At 68.0% G+C, this 21,724-nt stretch carries 12 protein-coding genes; 5 read left to right on the top strand and 7 right to left on the bottom strand.

Going from position 1 to position 21,724, the window contains the following annotated elements; genetic code table 11:
• The 3 genes from VD972_RS36075 to VD972_RS36085 form a co-directional block, all read left to right on the top strand.
• Positions 1–1,052: amidohydrolase family protein (locus VD972_RS36075; protein WP_324993355.1), on the top strand; the 1,052-nt coding region annotated here is incomplete at its 5' end.
• Between the two features lie 80 nt (positions 1,053–1,132).
• Complete coding sequence (locus VD972_RS36080; RefSeq protein WP_324993356.1) at positions 1,133–3,343, top strand: TOMM precursor leader peptide-binding protein; 2,211 nt, start codon at positions 1,133–1,135, stop codon at positions 3,341–3,343.
• 9 nt (positions 3,344–3,352) lie between these two features.
• The gene (locus VD972_RS36085; RefSeq protein WP_324993357.1) at positions 3,353–4,537 is read left to right on the top strand and encodes an amidohydrolase family protein; all 1,185 of its coding nucleotides are present in this window, start codon (positions 3,353–3,355) and stop codon (positions 4,535–4,537) included.
• On the opposite strand, the gene VD972_RS36090 is transcribed toward VD972_RS36085, so the two are convergent.
• The 3 genes from VD972_RS36090 to VD972_RS36100 form a co-directional block, all read right to left on the bottom strand.
• The gene (locus VD972_RS36090; RefSeq protein ID WP_324993358.1) at positions 4,524–4,856 is read right to left on the bottom strand and encodes a hypothetical protein; all 333 of its coding nucleotides are present in this window, start codon (positions 4,854–4,856) and stop codon (positions 4,524–4,526) included. The two genes, VD972_RS36085 and VD972_RS36090, sit on opposite strands and share 14 nt — an antisense overlap.
• Positions 4,857–5,036: 180 nt before the next feature.
• On the bottom strand, positions 5,037–9,062 hold the full coding sequence (locus VD972_RS36095; protein WP_324993359.1) for a TOMM system kinase/cyclase fusion protein: 4,026 nt from the start codon (positions 9,060–9,062) through the stop codon (positions 5,037–5,039).
• 35 nt (positions 9,063–9,097) lie between these two features.
• Positions 9,098–10,903 (bottom strand): hypothetical protein, encoded by a 1,806-nt coding sequence (locus VD972_RS36100; protein ID WP_324993360.1) that lies wholly within the window; start codon positions 10,901–10,903, stop codon positions 9,098–9,100.
• Positions 10,904–11,047: 144 nt separating this feature from the next.
• On the opposite strand from VD972_RS36100, the gene VD972_RS36105 reads away from it, so the two are divergent.
• Complete coding sequence (locus tag VD972_RS36105) at positions 11,048–11,914, top strand: AAA family ATPase (protein WP_324993361.1); 867 nt, start codon at positions 11,048–11,050, stop codon at positions 11,912–11,914.
• A gap of 51 nt (positions 11,915–11,965) precedes the next feature.
• On the opposite strand, the gene VD972_RS36110 is transcribed toward VD972_RS36105, so the two are convergent.
• Entirely contained in the window at positions 11,966–12,814 is an 849-nt protein-coding gene (locus VD972_RS36110) for an aldo/keto reductase (RefSeq protein WP_324993362.1), read from the bottom strand.
• An 83-nt stretch (positions 12,815–12,897) separates the two neighbouring features.
• Between VD972_RS36110 and VD972_RS36115 the strand changes: the two genes are divergently transcribed.
• Complete coding sequence (locus VD972_RS36115) at positions 12,898–14,667, top strand: ABC transporter ATP-binding protein (protein WP_414654185.1); 1,770 nt, start codon at positions 12,898–12,900, stop codon at positions 14,665–14,667.
• A gap of 79 nt (positions 14,668–14,746) precedes the next feature.
• Here VD972_RS36115 and VD972_RS36120 read toward each other — a convergent pair whose 3' ends face one another.
• The 3 genes from VD972_RS36120 to VD972_RS36130 form a co-directional block, all read right to left on the bottom strand.
• Entirely contained in the window at positions 14,747–18,397 is a 3,651-nt protein-coding gene (locus tag VD972_RS36120) for an OmpA family protein (protein ID WP_324993364.1), read from the bottom strand.
• Positions 18,398–18,613: 216 nt separating this feature from the next.
• Positions 18,614–20,416, bottom strand: coding sequence for an OmpA family protein (locus VD972_RS36125; protein ID WP_324993365.1), 1,803 nt, complete (start codon positions 20,414–20,416; stop codon positions 18,614–18,616).
• A partial coding sequence (locus VD972_RS36130) for a DUF5011 domain-containing protein (protein ID WP_324993366.1) occupies positions 20,332–21,724 on the bottom strand: 1,393 nt, incomplete at its 5' end. The genes VD972_RS36130 and VD972_RS36125, both read right to left, overlap by 85 nt.

The raw sequence follows: 21,724 nt of genomic DNA on the forward strand, positions 1-21,724 counted from the left end.
CGGAGGGGCCCGAGGCATACCGAGCCGCGCTGGCGTTCGGCAACACCACCGTGATCGACATGTTCGGCCAGTACTCGGCCTTCACCCACAAGACGAGCCTGCGAGGCCTCGCCACCCGCGAGGCCGATGAAGCGGCCCCCCTGGTCAGCCTGCTCATCACCGCGCCCGGAGGGCATGGGACCCAAGACCCTCAGGTCGTGGTCTCGACGGTCACGTCCTCACAGGAGTGCCAGGTGGCGGTGAGCGCTCAGCTCGAAGGGGGGGCCTCCTTCGTCAAGCTCATCTACGACGCGGGAGAGAGCTGGTCTCCCAAGGCCGTGCCAACCCTCAGCAAAGAAGTCCTGGCTGGCTGCATCGAGGCGGCCCACGCTCGAGGGGTGCTGGCCATCGTACACGCCTTGACCTTACGTGAGGCCCGCGAAGCCATCGAGGCTGGGGCTGACGGGCTCGCTCACGGCATCGTCGACACCCTCCCCGACCCGGCCTTTGCCCAGCTGGTCGCGGCGCGAGGAGCGTTCATCATCCCGACGCTCGCAGTGACCTTCGGAGCCGCGCGCCAGCACAACGATGCAGTCATCCTGGCCGATCCAGGGCTTGAGCCCTATCTGTCACGCAGCAGCCTGGACAACCTGAAGGCCTCATCTCCTGATGGGTTCTTCCTGGGCGTGAAGCCCTCCGTGACGCAGGAGACCGTCCGCCAGCTCAAGGCCGCGCACGTCCCCATTCTCGCGGGCTCCGACTGCTCGAATCTGCAGACAGCCGTGGGCGCCACCCTCCACCAGGAGCTCGAGCTGCTCGTCACCGCGGGGCTCACTCCCATCGAGGCGCTGACAGCTGCGACGTCCCTGCCCTCTGCACGCTTCCGGATGCCCGATCGCGGCCGGATTGCGCCAGGGCTGCGGGCGGATCTCCTCCTCGTCCGAGGTGATCCAACGACGGACATCCGGATGACCCGCGACATCGTCGCGGTGTGGAAGCTCGGCAGGAAGCTGGACCGTGATGCCTACCGAGCTCGTGTCGCGGCAGCGCGTCAAGGGGGGGGCAAGCACTGAGCGACCCGGCCTGTTGAGCGCCCGAGGCCCTGACCTATTCACTGGCTTTCCTGAAAGGGATTAGACTCCAGGTGACCGCCATGAGTCATCCCTTTGACCGCGTCCTCCAGTTCAAGCCCTCCCTCCGTCTGGAGATCCTCGACCCAGAGCGGGCCTTCCTTCTCGGGGAGCGCGAGCAACTCATGCTCACCGGCAAGGGCCAGGTGCTCGTGGCGCCATTGCTTGACGGGCGCCGCTCCGTCCGAGAGGTCATCGCCGCGCTCGAAGGTCGAGTCTCCTCTCCAGAGGTGCTCTATACCCTCTCGCTGCTGGAGAAGCGTGGCTATGTCGTCGACGCCTCCTCCGCGCTCTCGCTGGAGGCCGCGGCCTTCTGGCAGGGCGCAGGCGCGCCACCCGTGGAGGCAGCCACGCGGCTCGCCGCAGCTCCCCTGACAGTCCTTGCCTTGGACGGGCTGGACCCGGCACCGCTCGTCCAAGCCCTCGAGGGGATGGGCCTCACCGTGCGTGACGGTGCGCCGCTCCAGGTCGTCCTCGTCCGTGACTACCTCACGCCAGAGCTGGAGGCGCTCAACCAACGGGCACTGGCCCGGCGCGAGCCATGGCTGCCCGTGAAGCCCACGGGCATCACCCCCTGGGTGGGGCCGGTGTTCCGCCCGGGTGAAGGGCCCTGCTGGGCCTGTCTCGCGCAACGGCTGCGGTGGAACCGCCCCGTGGAGACCTACTTGCGTCAGCGCAGGGGCACCCCCGGTCCCTTGACGCCACCTCGCGCCGAGCTGCCTGGAAGCATCCATGCCGGCCTCCAGCTGGCCGCGGCGGCCCTGGCGCGCTGGATCGTGACGGGCAGGCAGGGCTCCTTGGGCCAGGCCTTGCTGGCGTTGGAGTTCCCGCGGCTCCAGCTCACCGAGCACGCCGTGGTGCAGCGCCCCCAGTGCCCGGCGTGCGGCGACCCGGAGCTGTTGAAGGCCCGCGGCGCCCGGCCCGTGGTGCTGCAGGCCCGGCCCCGAGGCTTTACCGAGGACAACGGCTTCCGGAGCATCACTCCGGAGGAGACCTTCGCGCGCCTCCAGCACCAGATCAGCCCCATCACCGGTATCATCAGCAGCCTGGGCCCCCTCGAGGACCGAAACCACCCGCTGCGGCCCACCTTCGGCGCCTCATTCTTTACCCCCGTCCATGCCGAGGCGCCGAACTTCAGCGAGTTCCACGCGACAAGCCTCGGCAAGGGCCGCACCCCGGCTCAGTCCCGCGTCAGTGCCCTCGGCGAGGGCATCGAGCGCTGGGGCTCGATGTTCCAGGGCGATGAGCCCCGCATCCGCGCAGGCCTGGCCGCCCTGGGAGAAGAGGCCGTCCACCCACGGAATCTGTTGCTGTTCAGCGACACCCAGTACCGCCAGCGCGAGCAGCTCAACGCGGAGTACCGCCTCCCACGCGGGGCCATCCCCCTCCCCTTCGATGAGAGCCTGGAGGTGGAGTGGACCCCCGTCTGGTCGCTCACTCACGAGCGCCGCCGGTACGTGCCCACCTCGTACTGCTACAACCGCCACCCTGCCCCGCCAGAGGCCCGCTTCAGCACGATGGACTCCAATGGCAACGCGGCCGGCAACTGCCTGGAGGAGGCCATCCTCCAGGGCTTCCTGGAGCTGGCGGAGCGGGATGCCGTGGCCGTCTGGTGGTACAACCGCCTGCGCCGTCCCGGGGTGGACCTGAGCAGCTTCCACGATCCCTATTTCCAGGCCCTGCTGGAGCACCACCGCTCCCACGGCTGGCACCTGTGGGCGTTGGATCTCACGCACGACCTGGGCATCCCGACTTTTGTCGCGTTGGGGCGCTTCCCCGAGAACGGCCGGTTCTGCGTGGGCTTCGGCGCCCACCTGGACGCGCGCATCGCGCTCCAGCGCGCACTCACCGAGTTCAACCAGCTCTTCGATCCGCAGCAGAAGCTCCCGCCTCCCTGGACGGAGTCCGAGATGGAGGACCCGTCCTTCCTCTTCCCCGACGACACAGTGCCCCTCAAGACACCCGCCGACTTCCCATTGCCCTCGCAGGAAGACATCCGCGAGGACGTGCAGACCTGCGTGGAGCGCGCTGCGCGCGCAGGGTTGGAGACCCTGGTCCTGGACCAGACTCGGCCGGACGTGAGCTTGAATGTGGTGAAGGTCGTGGTGCCGGGGCTGCGCCACTTCTGGCCCCGCTTTGCACCGGGGCGCCTCTATGACATCCCCGTGCGCATGGGCTGGCGCGGCAGCCCGCTGGATGAGGCTCAGCTCAACCCATTCCCTCTCTTCCTGTAGGAGCAGCCCATGCGTGAAGGCCTCCGGATCCTGGATGCGGATCGCCACGTCCTCGAGCCCATCGAGATGTGGAAGGAGTACCTGCCGCCCGAGTACCGGGAGGGGGCGCCATACCATGGCACCCTCAAGCCACAGGAGTCTCTCCAGGAGCGCGTGGCGCGGCTAGGCCCCAAGGGCTTGCTGCCTTCCATGCCGCTGCTGATGCTCGATGGCCAGCCGGCACTGACCCGGCTGTCGGAGCGGGCCATGGTCGAGGTGGCCTGGAGCCTCTCCCAACGGCACACGGACCCCGCTGCGGGGTCCACGCCCATGCACCACCTGCGCAACATGGAGCGGTCGGGCCTGGATGCCGCCTTCTTCTACCCGACCGCCGCCTCCTACCTGCTGCGCATCGACGGCATGGAGCCGGTCCGAGCCGCGGCCTTTGCCCGCGCCTACAATGACTGGCTGAGGGACTTCTGCCGTGCCGATCCCGAGCGTCTGCGCGGCGTGGGCGCGCTCAGCCTCCATGATCCGGAGCGGATGCTGGCGGAGCTGGAGCGGGTGGCTGGCTATGGCTGGAAGGCCGTGGTGGTGCCGCCCAACCCTGTCGGTGGCAGGACGCTGTCGCACCCGGACTACGAGCCCTTCTGGTCCGCCTGCGAGCGCCTCTCTGTCGCAGTGGCCATCCACGAGGGGACCCACGTCCGGCTGCCCACGGCGGGTGCGGAGCGCTTCAGCACCCGCTTCGCGCTCAATGCCTCCTCACACCCGCTGGAGCAGATGCTCGCACTCCTGACCCTCATCGAGGGCGGTGTCCTCGAGCGGCACCCGGGCCTGCGCGTGGCCTTCCTCGAGGCGGGCTGCGGGTGGGTGCCTTACTGGCTGTGGCGCCTGGACAACGCCTACCAGTTCATGGCCGGAGAGGTCGCGGAGAACGTCCGCCTGAAGCCCTCCGAGTACTTCCGCCGCCAGTGCTTCGTCGCCATCGAGCCCGATGAGCCCGGCCTTCCAGAAGTCGTCCGGCTGCTGGGCCCGGACAACCTCCTGTTCGGCACCGACTACCCTCACGCGGACCACGGCGATGACGTCGTAGACCACGTCATGTCGCTGCGGGGGGGGTTGTCCGAAGAGCTGCTCCGCAAGCTGCTCTGGGACAACCCCGCCCGGCTCTACGGGCTCAGCGCTGGACCGGGACAGATCAGCAGAACGTAGCGGTCAGCGAGAACGTGAAGCGGCGCTCCTTCTTGTTCCCCTCGGGGCCGACGAGCGCGATCTCCCGCATGTCCATGTCGGGGACGGGCGGGATGACCATCCTCAGGGTGTTCGCGTCCTGGGTCTCCAGCGCCTCGTCGCTCTCGACCACCTTGAGATCGATCCCGACGGGGAGGATGAACTGGAAGACCTCGCGCAGCGTGCTCACGGGGTTGCGCTTCAGCTCCTCGCGGAACTTCACGTCCTCCCACGCGCGCGCGACGCACTGCGGCCAGACCATCTCGAACTGCGGCATCTCAGCGACCATGGCATTGTTCACGGCATTCTCCCTTTGTTGTCTTCACTGCTGCTGTGCTGCACCCCCCGACTGCGCGCTCAGTGCCGGCTGAGAGAAACTATCCGCAATCGCTCAGAATACTCTATGCAGAGAAATGCCTGCCAAAGCAATACCTTCTCGTTGATTGTCTTCAACTGACTATGCAATGGACTATGCAATGACTTATGCAGGGCGTTCATCGAGCAACGCCCGCGCCCTGAGGATGTCTGGCATATCCAGACCTTCGGTGAAATCTTGCAGAAGCGATGAGAGCTGTTGGCGCACCGCGGCACCCACCTGGCCGCGTTCTTGAAGCAGCTCGTACAAGGAGATCGTGGCTTTCAGCTCCATCATCCTTGCGGTCTGGGTCCGCGCCACGTCGATGGCCTCTCGCAGGCTTGCCTCGGCGGCCTCGTGCTCGCCCCGCGCTCGCAGGCAGAGGCCTCTCAGGCGCAGCAGATTCGCCATGACATAGGTCTCGCCCGTGGAGCGACCCCAGCGGATGAGCTCATTGAGAGCCTCGAGAGCGGCCCCGTGCCGCCCTGCCTCGAGCTCCAGCTCCGCCAGCATGGATCGATAGTAGGTCTTGCCGATCTCCTGACCAATGCTCTCGGGGATGGCGAGCAACTTGCGCATAGTCTCTGCATCTCGGGTCGCCCAGCTCCGAAATACCTGGAAATATGTCATGTGCGTAGTCAGACCATACCTGCGCGCATGCTCCAGACTGGCATCGACCACCGTGACCATCTGCTCCCGGTCCCCTCGGCCCTGGAGGATGATCATGTGGTAGAGGCGCAAGAGCCCCTGGCTGGTGAAGTGCTTGATCTCCTCGGCCCAGCCCAACCCCTTCTGGATCAGGGCCAGCGCCTGCTCCTCGTACCCCTGAAACCACTTCGCCATGCTCAGGAGCATCGCCGCCGCGGTGCGGGCATCGATGGAAAAGAGGGCAGCCAGCTTCGCGTGCTGCGCCGGATCATAGAGGGCGAAGATCTGCTCGCAGTACTCCTGGACCTTCCCCAGCAAGCCTTGGCCCGTCGCACAATTGGCGAGCGCGGTCAGCGCCATGACCTTCAAGCCCGTGTCCCCGGACTGATCCGCCATGGCATTCAGTCGCGTCGCCAAGGACCAGGCCTGCTCGTTCTGGGCCCGCGAGATGTAGAAGAACCAGAGTCCCCACAGGGTCGGCACCGTGTGAGGGCTGTCTCCCAGGAAGTCGATGAGCTGCTGAGAGCGCTCCACCAGGACCTTGATGCGCTCATCCGACCAGCCCCAGGTGACCATGGACGCTGGGGTGAGGATGCCGTTGAGTCCCAGCTCGAGCTGCGCCCGCTCCCGCTCGTCCTCCACCGCGTCCAGCCAGGTCAGCGCCTCGGTGATGTAGGCGACGGCCTCCAGGTTGGCTGAGCGCATCAGCGCCCCCATGCCGGCCCTCTGGGCGTAGCCCAGCGCCTGGCGCTTCTGGTCCGCGCTGGCGTGGTGCATGGCGAGCAGATCCGGGCGAGCCTCCACCAGCTCCGGGAAGTGTGCCTCCATCGCGGCCGCGATGCGGGCATGCACCTGACGGCGCACGGGCTTGAGCATGGACTCGTAGGCCGTGTCCCGGATGAGCGCGTGTTTGAAGAGGTAGGTCGGGTTGCGCACCCCGCGCCGGCGCTGCACGAGATCCGCGTCCACCAGCGCCTTCAGCTCGTGCTGCAGCACGGGCTCCTCGCGCTGGGAGATGGCCTTGAGCACCTCATAGCTGAACTCGCGCCCCAGCGCCGCGGCGAGCTGCGCCACCTCTTTGGCCGGCCCCAGCCGGTCCAGACGCGCCGTCAGCGAGTCCCGCAGCGTCGTGGGGATGGTGAGCTGTGAGGGCGTCCACGTGCGGGACGGCGTGTCGCCGCGCAGGGGCATGGACTCCACCACGATGCGGGTCAGCTCCTCCACGAAGAGCGGCACCCCGTCCGTGCGGTTCAAGAGCTGCTCCAACACCTCGCGTGGCAGCGGCCTGTTCTGGGTCAGGCCGCTCACCATCTCCTCCACCCGCTTGCGGTCCAGGCGGCTGAGCTGCAGGTGGTGCGACGTCGTCCACGAAGTGAAGAACTCCGGGCGCGCGGTGAGCAGCAGGCAGATGGGCGCGCTGGAGAGGTCCCTCACGAGCTGAGAGAGCAGCTCGAGCGTCGTCGGGTCCGCCCAGTGCAGATCCTCCACCAGCAGCAGCAGCGGCTGCTGCTGCGCCATCTCGAAAAAGAGGCCCAGCAGCGCGTCCAGCGTCAGCTCCTTGGCGCGCTGCGGGGGGACGCTCAGCGGCGGATAGCGGTCCGCGCCCCCTTTCACGGAGAGCAGCCCCAGGAACAGCGGCATCACCTCCGAGAGGATGAAGCCATGCTGCGACAGGAGCGCCTCGAGCGCGGAGATCGTCTGCTCCGGCGTCCACTCGCGGCTGACGCCCAGCAGCCGCTCCAACAGGTCCACCATCGGAGACAGGGCACTGTTGCGGCCTTCAGGGACGCAGCGGCACTCGAGCGCTGTGTGAGGGGTACCTCGAGCGTGGCTGATCAGCTCCTGCACCAGCCGTGACTTGCCGATGCCCGGCTCGCCGGTGAGCAGGATGCTCTGCCCGCTGCCCGTCACCACCTGCCCCCAGCGCTGCTGCAGGAAGTCCAGCTCCTGCGCCCGGCCGTACAGCCGGTTCTCCTGAGAATGGGGCGTGATCTGGCCTCTGTAGTACTCGTGGAGCAGACGGAACACCCGCGTGGAGGCGCCCGTGTCAGCCCCCACGGGCTCGAAGGCGAAGTGGCCGCGCAGCAGCTGCGAGGTGACCTCGCTCATGAGGAGGGTGCCCGGCTCGGCTTGCATCTCCAGCCGCACTGCCATGTTGGGCGTGCTGCCCATCAGCGAGGGCAGGCTCCCAGGGCTGCCGGCCCGGAGCTCCTGGCTGATCACGAGCCCCGTGTGGATGCCGGCTCGGAACTCCAGGCGACCCTTGCCCTCACGCGCCAGCTCCGCACTCCGCTGCTCCATCTGCGCACTCATCTCCAGCGCTGCGCGGGCCGCGCGCCGGGCATCATTCTCCTGGGCCTTGGGGTAGCCGAAGTAGAACAGCATCCACTCCCCCAGGACGCTGCCCACATGGGCCTCATACCGGCGAGCGCTCTCGGCACATGCTGCCTGGAGCGTCCTCAGCAGCCGGTCCAGATCCTCCTCGTCCATCGCCTTGCCCTCAGCGTTGGAGAAGCGGAGGCTGAAGCAGACGGCGGTGAGCTGCCGGCGCTCGCCCTCGCTTGGCGAGGAGAGCGTGTCCAGCATGGAGAGCGACACGGGCGTGAGTGCCCGCGGTGTCGCCTCGTTCACCGGCCAGCCCTCGGCGGCACAGGCCTCGAGCTCCCGCATCAGGGCCTGGACAGTGATGTCCCGCAGCTCGGGGTTCTTGTTCGTCACCTTCCGCAGCAGCCGGCCGAGCCGGTGGCGCTCCAGCCAGGCGGGGATGGCGATGGGCTCGGGCCCCAGCTGCTTGAAGATCACCGCCTGCAGGGTGGGCCCATCCACCGCCCGCTGCCCGGTGAGGCACTCCAGGAAGATGAGCCCCCAGGAGTACAGGTCCGCGCGCCCCGTCACCGGCTCGCCCCTCAGCTGCTCCGGCGCGGCGTAGGTGGGCGTGCCCAGCGCCTCCTGCGTCTTGGTGATCTTCGCCAGGTCCTCCTGGTTCTCCGAGGGCAGCGTGCCCAGCCCGAAGTCCAGCACCAGCGCATTGCGCCGCGCCCCCGTGCTGGTGACCATGATGTTCTGCGGCTTGAGGTCGCGGTGGATCACCCCCTGGTTGTGCGCGCAGGCCAGCGCGTCCAGCACCTGGAGCATCAGGTGCGTGGCCTCCCACGGCGGCAGCGTCCCTTCAGCGATCAGGACATCCGTCAGGGTCTTCCCGGGCACGTACTCAAAGACGGTGTAGAGCAGGTCCGGCTCCACCCGCCCCGAGTCGATCAGCCGCACGATGTGAGGGTGATAGAGCTGGGCGCACAGCTGCATCTCTCGCTGGAAGCGAGCGATGTGGGTGTCGTTCCCCGTGTGCAAGTCCCGCAGGACCTTGATGGCCACCTCATGGTGGGTGACCCGCTGACGGGCTCGGAATACCTGCCCGAAGCCTCCTTCCCCCAGCTTCGAGAGAACCTCGTAGCGATCCTGGAACACTGTACCCGCGCTGATGGGATCCAAGGTGTAGTCCTTCAATGAGGGCTTTGCTGACAACCGAGCGGAGGGGACAGTCAGTCCCCGACCACGTAGAGATGACCGGCGTTCTGGGTGTAGATCTTGCCCTCGGGACCAATGGAGAGCGGCGTGTACGCAGCGCCGAGGGCCTGGTTCAAGAAGATGCGCTGCTTCTGCACGCCGCCCTGTGAGATGGCGTAGAGATACCCATCCTCGGCGGTGCCGTAGACGACGCCGTTCTTGTCCACGGCCGCGGCGTTGATGCACCACTCGAAGCCGTTGGGATGAGAGGGATCGGGCACGCAGGACATCGTTCCATCGGGATTGCGATGGCAGCTCTCCGTCGAGGTGTTCGCGAACTTCCACTCCGGCGTGAGGTCGGGGGAGAGCTGGGTGACGTAGAAGGGGCCATTGCCTTCGGCCGGGCAGTGCGTGGGGTTGGTGCAGTAGGTGCCGTAGCCGTAATGATTGTCCTTGAGGATGATCGAATACGTGCCGTCGTGGGAGTAGATGGTCGGCGTGACGTCCAGCCCGAAGTCATAGGTGCCACGGAACTGCCCAGCCGCGCTGAACTTGAACAGCTTGCCGCGCAGGCGGTTGTACTCGGTATAGGTGGCGAAGAGGACGTTGCCGTCGGGGGTCACCACCGGCGAGTTCGTCCCGGGGTCCACCACCCTCCCCGCCGGCAGCTCGTTGGTGGCCGGATCCACGCCGACCGGAGCTCCCGCTCGGCAGCCGCCCGGAGCGCCGGTCGGCGGAAGGGTCGCGGTGCCGCAGCCGTCACTCAGGTGGCCCCGGAAAGACGCGGCCCACCTGGGCGTCAGGTTTGGCTTCACCGCCAGGAGGAACGAGTACCTGTCCGCCATGTGGGCTCGGCTCGCCACATAGATTGTCCCGTCCGGCGCGACGGCCGGGGCCGCATTGATGGCGGGCCGCTGAGAGCCGCAGGGACCTGAGGGAGGCACGGCCGTAGGGCTGGGAGGCCAGGGGAGCTCGGCCTCCGAGAACTGCTTCTTGCAGAGCTCCGTCGGGGCTGGTGCGCCGACTGCCAGCGCCGTGAAGCTCACCTTGGAGACCCTGTCGTTGGGACTCACCTTGATCAACCAGGCTCCCAGGATATCTGTGTTCCAGGGGTCCGAAGACGCAAGCCGGATGGCCTGGTAGTAGAGATTGCCGTGGCGATCCGCCACCGGCGGTCCGACCTCGAAGGTGTGGGGGTCAAGGGTGCCAAACGGATTGATGCGGGCAACCACCCTCCCACTGCCCCGCGCGAGCTTGAAGAGGGTCCCGCCAGCTCCAGGGACGTAGACGAAGCCATTGGCCAGAATGCCATGGAACACGGGCTCCGAGGGGCCGAGCAAGTTCAGCGCCGGCACCGCCGGAGGCTTCCAGTCAGACGCGAAGTTCCATTTCTCGACGAGGCGCCCGCCCTGCCAGTGGAGCCGCCGCTCGTTCCAGATCTGGGTGTTCCAGGTGTTGACGCCACACGGCTCCGTGGTCATCCATCCAGGCGGATCGCAAGAGATGTAGATCCCTGTCTTGAACTCCATGAAGACGTCATTGCCATCGACGAGTGGCACTTGATAGTGCGGCGAGAGGACGCCGAACTGCTCTGCCTGCTCTTGCGCAACGAAGGGATCGTAGACAATGTCGGCGAGCTGTCGATTGAGGTCCTGGCCGGCCACGGAGACCCTCCCGTGGTGCTGTGCGTTCTGGCCCCATTGAGGCCAGGACGCGTGATCCTTGTGCGCTTCGGCGCCTACCACCGTCCCGGTGGACTCCTCGAGGAGCTCCTGTTCCTGGGGTGGGGCACAGGAGATGAGCACTCCGGCAAGAAGGGCTCGGCTCAGGATTCGTCCCATGGATGACCTCCGCGAAAGGTGGGTCTTGCGAAAAACAAGTATCTGAGAATTTTGGTACGATGTAAATATTAACCCGTACTGTACTAAAGTCCTGAAAAACGAGGACTCTGTCGTGCGCTGCCATCCAGCAACAGAGGTCGAGCCATGATTCGGTCGGTCCGCTTCGAGAACTTCCGGTGCCTGCGAGATGTCGAGCTGTCGCTCACACCGCTGACGGTGCTGGTGGGACCGAGCGGTTCGGGCAAGACCTCGGTCCTGGAGGGATTGCAGTACCGCATCTCCTGCGAGCACTCGGACTACTGGCGGTTCGATACGACGCAGCAGATCGCGCTGCAGTGGACCTTCGCGGATGGCCAGCAGGTGCGCCGGGTATTTCCTATCGTGGAGGTGGACTCGTGGGCCCTGAATGGCCACGCGGTGCAAGGATTGGCGCTGGAGCTGAGTGCGCTGCGCAGCGATGGGTCCTTGGGACGCGACATGGCGCTGACCCCCACGGGAGACAACCTCGCCAGCGTCTTCGCCGGGCTCGGACCTGCACAGCGGGAGGCTGTGGTGAGCCAGCTCTGCCGGCTGGTACCCCACATTGGGGATGTGGGCTTGCAGCAGACGGGCCCGCAATCGCAGCAGCTCCGGTTCCGTGATCGCTGGCAGGAGAACCTGTGGTTCACGCCCTGGCAGGTGGCTGACAGTGTGCTGCTCCTGCTGGCCTTCCTGATCTTGCCGCACCAGACGCCGCTGCCAGATGTGCTCACCCTGGATGAGCCCGAGCGGGGACTGCCCCCGCGCGTGCTGGGAGAGGTGGTGGGAGGGTTGCGGAAGCTCTCGGTGGGCACGCCGGACCGGCCCCCCGTCCAGGTCATCATCGCCACGCACTCGCTCGAGCTGCTCGAGTACGTTCGGCACGAGGAGGTCCGCATGCTCTCCCGCTCGCCCGAGGACGGCTCCGTGCGTGTGAGTGCTCCGAGGCAGGACACGCAGGACTGGCGCGGGCGTGACAGCGCTCCGTCGTGAGCCCTCCCTCCGCGCCCCTCGCCAGGAGGCCTGCCCTGCCTCCTGCCCGCGTCAGATGACGGGGAGCTCGCCGGTGTCGGGGCCCATGGGGAAGGTGGCGGCGATCCGGGCCAGCTCCTCCGCGGACAGCTTCAGCGAGGCCGCCGCCGCGTTGTCCCTCGCGTGCTCCTCATGGCTCGCCTTGGGGATGGCGAACAGCGACGGCCGACGGATCAGGAACTGGAGCGCTACCTGGTAGGGGCTGGCGCCGTGCGCCTTCGCGATGGAAGTCAACACCCGGCCCCTTGGGCTCTCGGGTCTTGGGAAGTCCCCGTTGCCGAAGGGGCTATAGCCCACCACGGCGATGTTGGCGCGCTCGCACCAGGGCAGGACGCTGTGCTCGATGGAGCGCTCTTCCAGGTGGTAGAGCACCTGGTTGCAGGCGATCCGGCCCGGACCGGCGATCCGCACCGCCTCTTCCAGCCCATCCACTCCGAAGTTGCTCAACCCCCAGGAGCGCACCTTCCCATCCCGCACCAGCTCCTCGAAGGCGCGGATCGTCTCCTCGAGCGGGTGCGAGCCCGGCCAGTGCAGCAGGTAGCAGTCCAGCCGGTCCGTCTTCAGGCGCTGGAGACTGCGCTCACAGGCCCTCAGCGTTCCCTCGTAGGAGGCGTGCGAGGGCATGACCTTGGAGACCAGGAACACCTCCTCGCGCCGCCCCGCGATAACCTCGGCGACGATGGACTCCTCCACCCGTCCCCGCCCGTACAGCTCGGCGGTGTCCAGGTGCGTCATCCCCAGGTCCAAGCCCACCTGGAGCGCCCGGATGGCGCCCCCCCGGTCATCATTCTCCATCTGCCAGGTGCCCTGCCCGATGACGGGCACCTCCACCCCGGTGACACCGAAGACGCGCTTCTCCATGGAGCCTTTTTTAGCACCCCACCGCTCGGGTGGCAGCCTGCTGTCCAAACGAAGCGCTGCGCAGCCGACACGCCAGCGTTAGTCTGGGCGGCGTGGAAACCCCCTCCAAGCCTCGTACTGCCTCCAAGGTGACCCTGCGCCGCCTGCTCAGCCTGGCGCGCCCGGAAGTCCGCACCCTGGCCGCCGGCACCTTCTTTCTCATCATCGGCAGCGGCATGGGCCTGCTCTATCCGCAGGCGATGCGCCTCATCATCGACGAGGCGCTCGGAGCCCGGAATCGCGACATGATCGACCGGGCGGCGCTGGGGATGACGATCATCCTCGCCATCCAGTCCGTGGCGATCGCGCTGCGCTACTACCTCTTCACCACCGCGGGCGAGCGTGTGGTGACGCGGCTGCGGCAGAACTTGTTCGCCAGCCTCATGTCCCAGGAGGTGGCCTTCTTCGACGAGCGCAAGACGGGCGAGCTCACCAACCGGCTCGCCTCGGACACCACGGTGCTGCAGAGCACCGTGAGCGCCAACATCTCCATGGTGTTGCGCAACGGGGCGCAGGCGCTGGGCGGCATCGGGATGCTCTTCTACACCTCACCGATGCTCACCCTGGTGATGCTGGCGGTGGTGCCGCCCGTGGCGGTGAGCGCAGTGGCCTACGGGCGGCGCGTGCGCAAGCTCTCCAAGGAGGTGCAGGACGCGCTGGCCGCCTCCAACGAGGTGGCCGAGGAGAGCCTGTCCGGTGTGCGCACCGTGCGCTCCTTCGCGGCGGAGAAGAGCGAGGTGGCCCGCTACCGCGGGGCGGTGGAGAAGGCCTTCGAGCTGGCTCGCCACCGGGCCCGCCAGTCCTCCACCTTCATGGGGGTGGCCTCCTTCGGTGGCTTCGCGGCCGCGGCGGCGGTGCTCTGGTACGGCGGGCGGCTGGTGGTGGACGGCTCGCTCAGCGTGGGCGGGCTGACCTCCTTCCTCGTGTACTCGATGTTCGTCGCGTTCGCGCTGGGCGCGCTAACGGAGCTGTGGGCGGACTTCATGCGCGCCTCGGGCGCCGCCGAGCGCGTCTTCGAGCTGATGGACCGCAAGCCGTCCATCCCCTCCTCGGGCGGCGAGCGCCTGGCCCACACCCAGGGCCGCGTCCAGCTCCAGGACCTGCGCTTCACCTACCCCGCACGGCCGGATGTGCCGGTGCTCCAGGGCATCGACCTGACCATCGAGCCCGGCGAGGTGGTGGCCATCGTCGGCCCCTCGGGTGCGGGCAAGTCCACGATCGCCGCCATGCTGGGTCGGCTCTACGACCCGCAAAGCGGTCGGATCCTGCTGGACGGCAAGGACCTGAAGGAGCTGGACCCGGAGTGGCTGCGGCAGCAGATCGGCGTGGTGGCACAAGAGCCGCTGCTGTTCTCTTCCTCCATCGCGGACAACATCCGCTACGGCAAGGCAGGGGCCAGCGTGGCGGAGGTAGAGGCAGCCGCGCGGGCGGCCAACGCGCACGACTTCATCATCCGGTTCCCGGAGCGCTACGACACGCTGGTGGGCGAGCGCGGTGTGCAGCTGTCAGGCGGCCAGAAGCAGCGCGTGGCCATCGCCCGGGCGGTGCTGAAGGATCCGCGCCTGCTCATCCTGGACGAGGCCACCAGCGCGCTGGACGCCGAGAGCGAGCACCTGGTGAAGGACGCGCTGGACCGGCTGATGCGAGGCCGCACCACGCTGATCATCGCTCACCGGCTCTCCACGGTGATGGGCGCGAACCGGGTGCTGGTGCTGGAGGGCGGCACGGTCGTCCAGAGCGGCAGCCACTCCGCGCTGATGGGCCAGGAGGGCCTCTACCGTCGGCTGGTGGAGCGGCAATTCGTGGCCGCCTGAGCGAAGCAGCCCTCTGCCCGCCTGAGCCTGGAGGAACGGCCCCGGAGCGGAGCCGTCCTCCCTATGACTGCCAGGCCTGTTACTGCCCGGCCTGCGAGTAGCGGGTGATGAACTCGACGCGACGGTTGGCCGCGCGCCCCGCGTTGGTGGTGTTGGGCTGCAAGGGACGATCTTCGCCAAAGCCTCGGGCCTCCAGGCGCGCGCGCGCGATCCCCTTCTGGGCCAGGTAGTCGCTCACAGACTCCGCGCGCCGCTGCGACAAGCTCCGGTTGTAGTCGGCCGGTCCCTGGTCGTCCGTGTGGCCCTCGACGGTCACCGAGAGAATCTCCGGGTGCTCATGGAGGATTCGGGCCACCTGGTCCAACAGCAAGAAGGAGCGGGGCTGAATGGTCGCCTCGTCGAAGTCGAAGTGGACCTTGTCGTTGATCTTGATACGGTCCTGCTGGATGACCACCAGCTGCTTCTCCTCGGCTGGGCAGCCCTGGTTGTCGACCGGGCCCGCCTCGTCGGGGCAGTTGTCCCGGTGGTCCACCACCGTGTCCTGGTCCTTGTCCTGAGCAGGGCAGCCCTGCCTCTCCGGGATGCCCGGCTCGGTGGGGCAGGCATCCACCTCATCCAGGAAGCCATCGACGTCCGAGTCCTTCGTCGGGCAGCCCTGCCGCTCCACGAGGCCCGCTTCGCTCGGGCACTGATCCAGCTCATCCTCCACCCCATCGCCGTCCTGGTCCGGGCAGCCCTGGAACCCAGGCAGTCCCGCCACCGCAGGGCATCGGTCCATCTCGTCCAGGAGACCGTCGCCGTCCATGTCCGTCGTGGCGAGCTCGGGAGGAGCTGGCTCATACCGGGCCAGCTCGACACGGGCCGGGCGCGGGCGCCCATAGGCCATCCCGAACAGGACTCGGAAATCAGGCGTGCCCGGCGCGGAGCCAAACCCCACGCCCGCCAGCCCGTACACCTCGGCCGAGCCACTCACCGGCCAACGCGCACCCGTCAGGGCCTCGACGGAGTAGCCCTGGCGCTTGAGCGGCACCAGGGTGGTGACGGCCAGCTCTCCGCGCAGTCCTTCACCGAGCGAGGAGAGCACCCCACCCAGGCGCAGCGCATGGCCGAGCTCGTCCTGGACGTTCGCGTCCTGAGTCAGGACGGTGCGAGGCCTCAGCAGGACACCCGCGTCGAACGCCATGCGCAAGTCATCGAAGCGGCGACCCACCATGAGGCTGGGAGTGGCACGCACCTCCCGGGCGAGCGCCGCGGCGCTGCCCACCGCAGGGCCCGCCTGCATTCCCAGCGAGAGATCCACCAGATCCTCCTCGGCCTGGGCGAGCACCTTCATCTGCAGGTTGAACAGCGGGGTGCCGGCGGCAAGACCTCCTTCAGGCCGGCCCACCCCCCGCGCCGTCAGGTCATCCCCGCGCTGGAAGAGCACCACGGGCACCTGAGCCCCAAGCTCCAGCCATCCCCACAGGCCGTAGGCGGCGGCCAGGTGCGCTGTGGCCCGGTGTCGGACCACCACGCCCACCTGCGTGCCATTCTGGAAGAGGACGAGCGGATCCTTCTGGTAGTGGGTGGTGAGGGAGAGGCGGTAGTCGCCCTCGGGCAGCAGCTCGCCCGTCCCCAGCAGCAGGGAGCCCTGACCGCTGGGATTGAGCTTCAGGAGCTCCAGCTCGAACGCGGGCACGCCCTGGGGCTGGGCAGAGGCGGTGACTCCCACGAGCAGCCCGGCCAGGACCAGCAGGCCCGGCCGAGCGCGCTTCCTGGACAGCAGGGCCGCGAGCACTCCCAGTCCCACCAACGCCAGAGACGAAGGCCCGCTGCCCGTCGACGAGCACCCGTTGCCTCCTCCCAGGAGAGCGTTGTCCCAGGAATCCTGCGAAGGTGGCACGGCCCCCGCGCCTGGCGGCACGAGCTCGAGCACGGTGACGGTCGAGGTGCACCTCGAGGTGTTCCCGGCCTCGTCCGTCGCCGTGTACTCCACCGTCGTGGTGCCCACCGGGAAGCGCGTCTGCGCAGGGGTGGACACCCGAGCCTGAGAGCACGTGTCCGTGGCCCTGGCGGCCCTGGGTGTCACGGAGACCAGCGCCCCCTCGAGGGACTCGACGACGATGGGCTCGGGGCAGACGATGCTGGGAGGCTGCGTATCCGCCACCGAGACCTGACGGCTGGCCGTCACCGTGTGGCCAGCCGCGTCCGTCGCGCTGTAGTTCAGCGCATAGGAGCCAGGCGTCCCCATGCTCACCGCGCCCGAGCTCGTGACCGGCAGCGAGCCCTCGCACACATCATTCGCGGTGGCTCCCGGGTCCGCGTACGTGGCCCCCCGCGTGCACTCCAGCGCCTCGCTGGCCGGGCCCTCGAGGGTCACCGTCGGCCCCACCTCATCCGTCACCGTCACGCTTCCCGTGCACGTGCCAAACAGGCCCTGCGGGTCCGAGCACGTCAGCGTCACCGTCGTCGTGCCAATGGCATATGGGCCGGGGGCGTTCTGCACGCAGCTCACCGGATCGCCGTCTGGATCGCTGGAGCCGTTGTTGATGTCGGCGGGCAGTCCGCAGGTGTTCGTCGCCGCCACCGTCACGTCTCGGCACAGCGCCACCGGCGGCCGGTTGGCGGGCGGGAGGGTGGGCAGCTTGCAGAACGAGGTGCAGGCGCCGATGTTGCCAGAAGCGTCAGTGGTGCGGCCGTTGTTGACGCCGTTGTCGCACTCCTCACCGAAGGCAGCGTCCACAACGCCATCACCACACCAGTTGAGGTGGCACGAGAACGAGCAGGTCCCCAGGGGATCCTCCCCGGGACTCGCAGGCTGGCCGTTGAGGTTGTCCCCCAGCTCGCACTGCTCGCGGGACTGGCCATAGTCCGTGTCGCCACACCCAGCGCTCTGCGCCATGGCGCCACGAACGAGGAGGTACGGCGTCCCAACGAAGGGCGTCTCCACCTCGGGCTCGACGTGGTAGTCGACATAGGTCTGCTGGCCTGGAATCACAGCCCCGGTGAGGCTCGTCGCGACCGCTGCGTACGCGAAGGTGTGGTTCGGGTAGCCCGTGAACACCGAGCGCGCCGCACACCCCTCCCCGCGCAGCTGCTCATCCGAGAGGTCGGCTGAGAGCGTCCGGGGAGACATCGCGAAGACGTGGCCGGAGCTCGCGCAGCCCGGCACGCCCTGCACGGTGAAGGCGCCGAAGGGCTCCAGCAGCGGCACCGCGGTACCGGCCGGGGCCTCCTGATACGCGCAGCCCAGCGCGATGTACATGCCCGTGCGGTACTGAACGGAGTTGAGCACGGCCTGGATGGCGTTCTCCACCACCCTCCCGGTGTCATTGTGGGTCGGGTCCGTGCTGAGGATGACCACGACGCCGTCGACGATGGCGCCCCAGGTGTTGCGGGTGTCCACCGCGGGCTGGAGCGCGGCCGTTCCGCTCTGGCAGGCTGCATCGCCCAGGATGATGGCGCGGTAGGACATGAACTGCTCGGCCGTCATCGCCCGCCACTCCGCCGGACTGACCACGTCGATCTGCGCGCTGGGAGCGTGAGCCTTCACCGCCCGCGCCTCGCGGCTGCCGCGCCCACCCCTGACGGTGCTGTCCAGGATCAGCACCTTGTTGGTGCTCCGGGCCACCTGGCGTGTCGTCCGCAAGGACTCCGGGGCCAGCTCCACTGCTGGCGCTGGTAGCTCCTCACCGCAGGAACTCGCCACCCACGCCATCACCACCACCATCCCAAGGCTCTTGAGCTTCACGCGGCATGCCCCCACTCAGGCCCGCGAGGATCCGGGCTGTTCAGGAGCTATTCACCGGATTCCGGGGGAGCAAGGAGCCAGGCCGGCGTGTGTCCACTCACTGGAGGCCAAGCAGGGCGCCAGTCAACACCCTGACCACCCCTTGCGAACTCGCGAGCGTGTGCCGGTGAACAGGGGCACGGGAGGGACGGCCCCGCGGAGGAGCCGCCCCACGCCTCACGGTCCTGACTCTTTGTAGCGGGTGATGAACTCGACGCGGCGGTTGGCCGCGCGGCCCTTGCTGGTGGCGTTGGACTGCACAGGACGATCCTCGCCAAAGCCTCGGGCCTCGAGGCGCTCGCGCGCGACGCCCTTCTCGACCAGGTACTCGCGCACCGACTCCGAGCGCCGCTGCGACAGGTTCCGGTTGTAGTCAGCCGGGCCTCGGGAGTCCGTGTGGCCCTCGATGCTCACCGAGATGATCTCCGGGTGCTCGAGGAGGACGCGAGCCACCTGGTCCAGCAGCGGGAAGGAGCGGGACTGAATGGTCGCCTTGTCGAAGTCGAAGTAGACCGTGTCCTTGATGGCGATGCGGTCCGTCTGGATGACCACCAGCTGCTCTTCCTCGGGCGGGCAGCCCTGATTCTCGGGCGGACCGAACTCGTCCGGACAGTTGTCCCGCTGGTCCTCCACGGTGTCGTTGTCCTTGTCCGGGATCGGGCAGCCGTTCCGGTCCTGAGGGCCTGGCTCAGTGGGGCAGCCATCCACCTCATCCAGGACGGTATCGCCATCCGAGTCCTTCGCCGGGCAGCCGCCCCGGTCCGTCGGCCCAGGCTCACTCGGGCACCGATCCGATCCATCCTCCACACCATCGCTGTCCTTGTCCGGGCAGCCATGGAGCCCCAGCGCCCCCGACACCGCCGGGCACCGGTCCATGCCGTCCACGAGCCCGTCGCCGTCCGTGTCCTTCGGCTCGGGAACGGGATCCTGCTCCTTGATCTCTTCTACAGGGATGGGAGGGAGGGGAGGAGCGGGCCGCACGCGCCCATAGGCCATCCCGAGCAGCAGACGGAAGTCGGGGGTGCCGGGCGCATTGCCAAAGCCCAGACCCGCCAGCGCGTACGCCTCGAGCGATTCATTCAACGGCCAGCGCGCACCCGTCAGCGCCTCGATGGAGAAGCCCTGGCGCTTGAGCGGCACCAGGGTGATGAGGGCCAGCTCTCCACGCAGCTTCTCGCCGAGGCTTGCCACCACGCCGCCGAAGCGCAGCGCGTGACCCAGCTCGTCCTGGATGTTCTCGTCCCGGCTCAGGATGGTGCGAGGCCTCAACAGCATTCCCACGTCGAAGGCCATGCGCAGGGACTCGCCGCGGCGACCCACCATGAGTGAGGGGATGGCACGCAGCTCCCGGGTGAGCGCCTCGGCGTCGCCGATGGGCAGTCCCGTATGGGCTCCGAACGAGAGATCCACCAGATCTTCCTCTCGCTGGGAGAGCAGCTTCACTTGCAGCGAGAGCAGGGGCGTACCGGACGAGAGACCTCCATCGATCCTGCCAATCCCCTGGGCCGTCAGGTCATCCCCGCGCTGGAAGAGCACCACGGGCAGCTGAGCTCCCACCTCCAACCAGCCCCACAGGCCATACGCGGCGGTCAGGTGGGCCGTGGCCCGGTGCTCGACCACCGCTCCCATGACCGTGCCGTTCTGGAAGAGGAGGAGCGGGTCGTTCTCGTAATGGGCCGTGAGGGAGAAGCGGTAGTCGCCGTCGGGCAACAGCTCGCCGGTCCCCAGCAACAGGGAGCCCACACCGCTGGGATTGAGCTTCAGGAGCTCCAGCTCGAATGTGGGGATCCCCTCGGGCTGGGCAAAGGCGCTGGGGCCCAGGAACAGCACCGCCAGGGCCAGCAGGCCGGGGCGCACATGCTTTCTGAGGAGGGCCGCAAGAACTGCCAGCCCCATCATCGCCTCCTGGCCAGCAGGGCCGCGAGCACTGCCAGCCCCATCATCGCCAGCGCAGAGGGGCCACTGCTCGTCGACGCGCAACCGCTCCCTCCTCCCAACAAGGCGCGGTCCAGAGGCGAGCCCGGCAGCGTGATGGCCATCACGGTGACGGTGGAGGTGCAGCTTGCCTGGTTGCCCGCGGCGTCCGTCGCCGTGTACTTCACTTCCGTGGTGCCCATCGGGAAGCTCTTCTCCGTGGGGCTGGAGATCTGCCCCATGGCACACGTATCCGTGGCCGTGGCGGCGCCGAGCGTGACGGTGGCCAGCGTCTCCTCCAGAGTCTCCACGACAATGGGCTCGGGGCACGTGATGCTGGGGGGCCGCGTGTCGCGCACCGACACCTCGCGGCGAGTCGTCGCCGTGTGGTGGGACGGATCCGTCACGGTGTAGAGGATCTCGTAGGGGCCCAGCACGGCGGGGTTCACCGCGCCGGCGCGCGAGATCCTGTCGGTCAGGTCCCCCGCGCACACGTCGCTGGCCTTGGCACCCGGGTCGTCGTAGGTCGTGCCGCACTCATGCTCGGCCTTGGCCGAGCCCACGAGCTGGAGGGTGGGCGGCATGTCGTCCACCACCTTGATCGTGCGGCTCTCGGTGGCCGTCGCCTCGTTGCCCGACGGATCCACCACCCGGTAGGTGAGGGTGTAGTCGCCTGGAGCGCCCGTATCCACACCGCCGGTCCTCTGGATGGCTCCCGTCAGGTTCCCGGCACAGACGTCGGTCGCCGTGGCACCCGGGTCCTCGTACGGCAGGTGGTCGCATTGGACCTGCTGGCTCAAGGGCCCACGCACCGTGAGGGTCGGCGCCAGCGTGTCACGCACCTCCACCGTACGGCTCACGGTGGGCGCTCGGTTTCCTGCCCCATCCGTCACGTCGTACACCAGCGTGTAGTCGGCCGGCATGCCCGAGCTGATGCTGCCCGTGGTCGTGACCGACGAGCCCAGGTCCCCGAAGCACACGTCATTGGCTCTCACGCCCTGCTCGCTGTACGCCGTGCCACACTCCAGCCGCTGCGTCGCCGCTCCCACCAGCTCCAGCGTGGGCACCAGCGTGTCCCTCACCATCACCGTCCGGGTGTCCGGCGAGGTGATGCTGTTGCCGGATGGATCCGTCGCCGTGTACGAGATCGTCAAGGTACCCGGCCGGCTCGTGTTGCCCGTCCGCGTCGCGGTGACAGGCACGGGCCCAGCGCACACGTCGTTGGCGCGAGCGCTCGGGTCCACGTAGTTCGAGCCGCACTCAGCGCTGTCATTCAGCGGCCCCTGCACCGTGATGGACGGCGGCAGCGTGTCGTTCACGTTCACGATGCGGTCCTGCGTCTGCGTGTTGCCGTTCCCATCGCTCACGCTGTAG

The sequence above is a fragment of the Hyalangium sp. genome, assembly GCF_035629615.1.
GTDB lineage: Bacteria > Myxococcota > Myxococcia > Myxococcales > Myxococcaceae > Hyalangium.

Bases quoted from the DNA above. Each gene is read 5' to 3' on its own strand.
- VD972_RS36100 (WP_324993360.1), bottom strand. From the start codon at position 10,903: ATGGGACGAATCCTGAGCCGAGCCCTTCTTGCCGGAGTGCTCATCTCC.
- VD972_RS36110 (WP_324993362.1), bottom strand. From the start codon at position 12,814: ATGGAGAAGCGCGTCTTCGGTGTCACCGGGGTGGAGGTGCCCGTCATC.
- VD972_RS36085 (WP_324993357.1), top strand. From the start codon at position 3,353: ATGCGTGAAGGCCTCCGGATCCTGGATGCGGATCGCCACGTCCTCGAG.
- VD972_RS36105 (WP_324993361.1), top strand. From the start codon at position 11,048: ATGATTCGGTCGGTCCGCTTCGAGAACTTCCGGTGCCTGCGAGATGTC.
- VD972_RS36080 (WP_324993356.1), top strand. From the start codon at position 1,133: ATGAGTCATCCCTTTGACCGCGTCCTCCAGTTCAAGCCCTCCCTCCGT.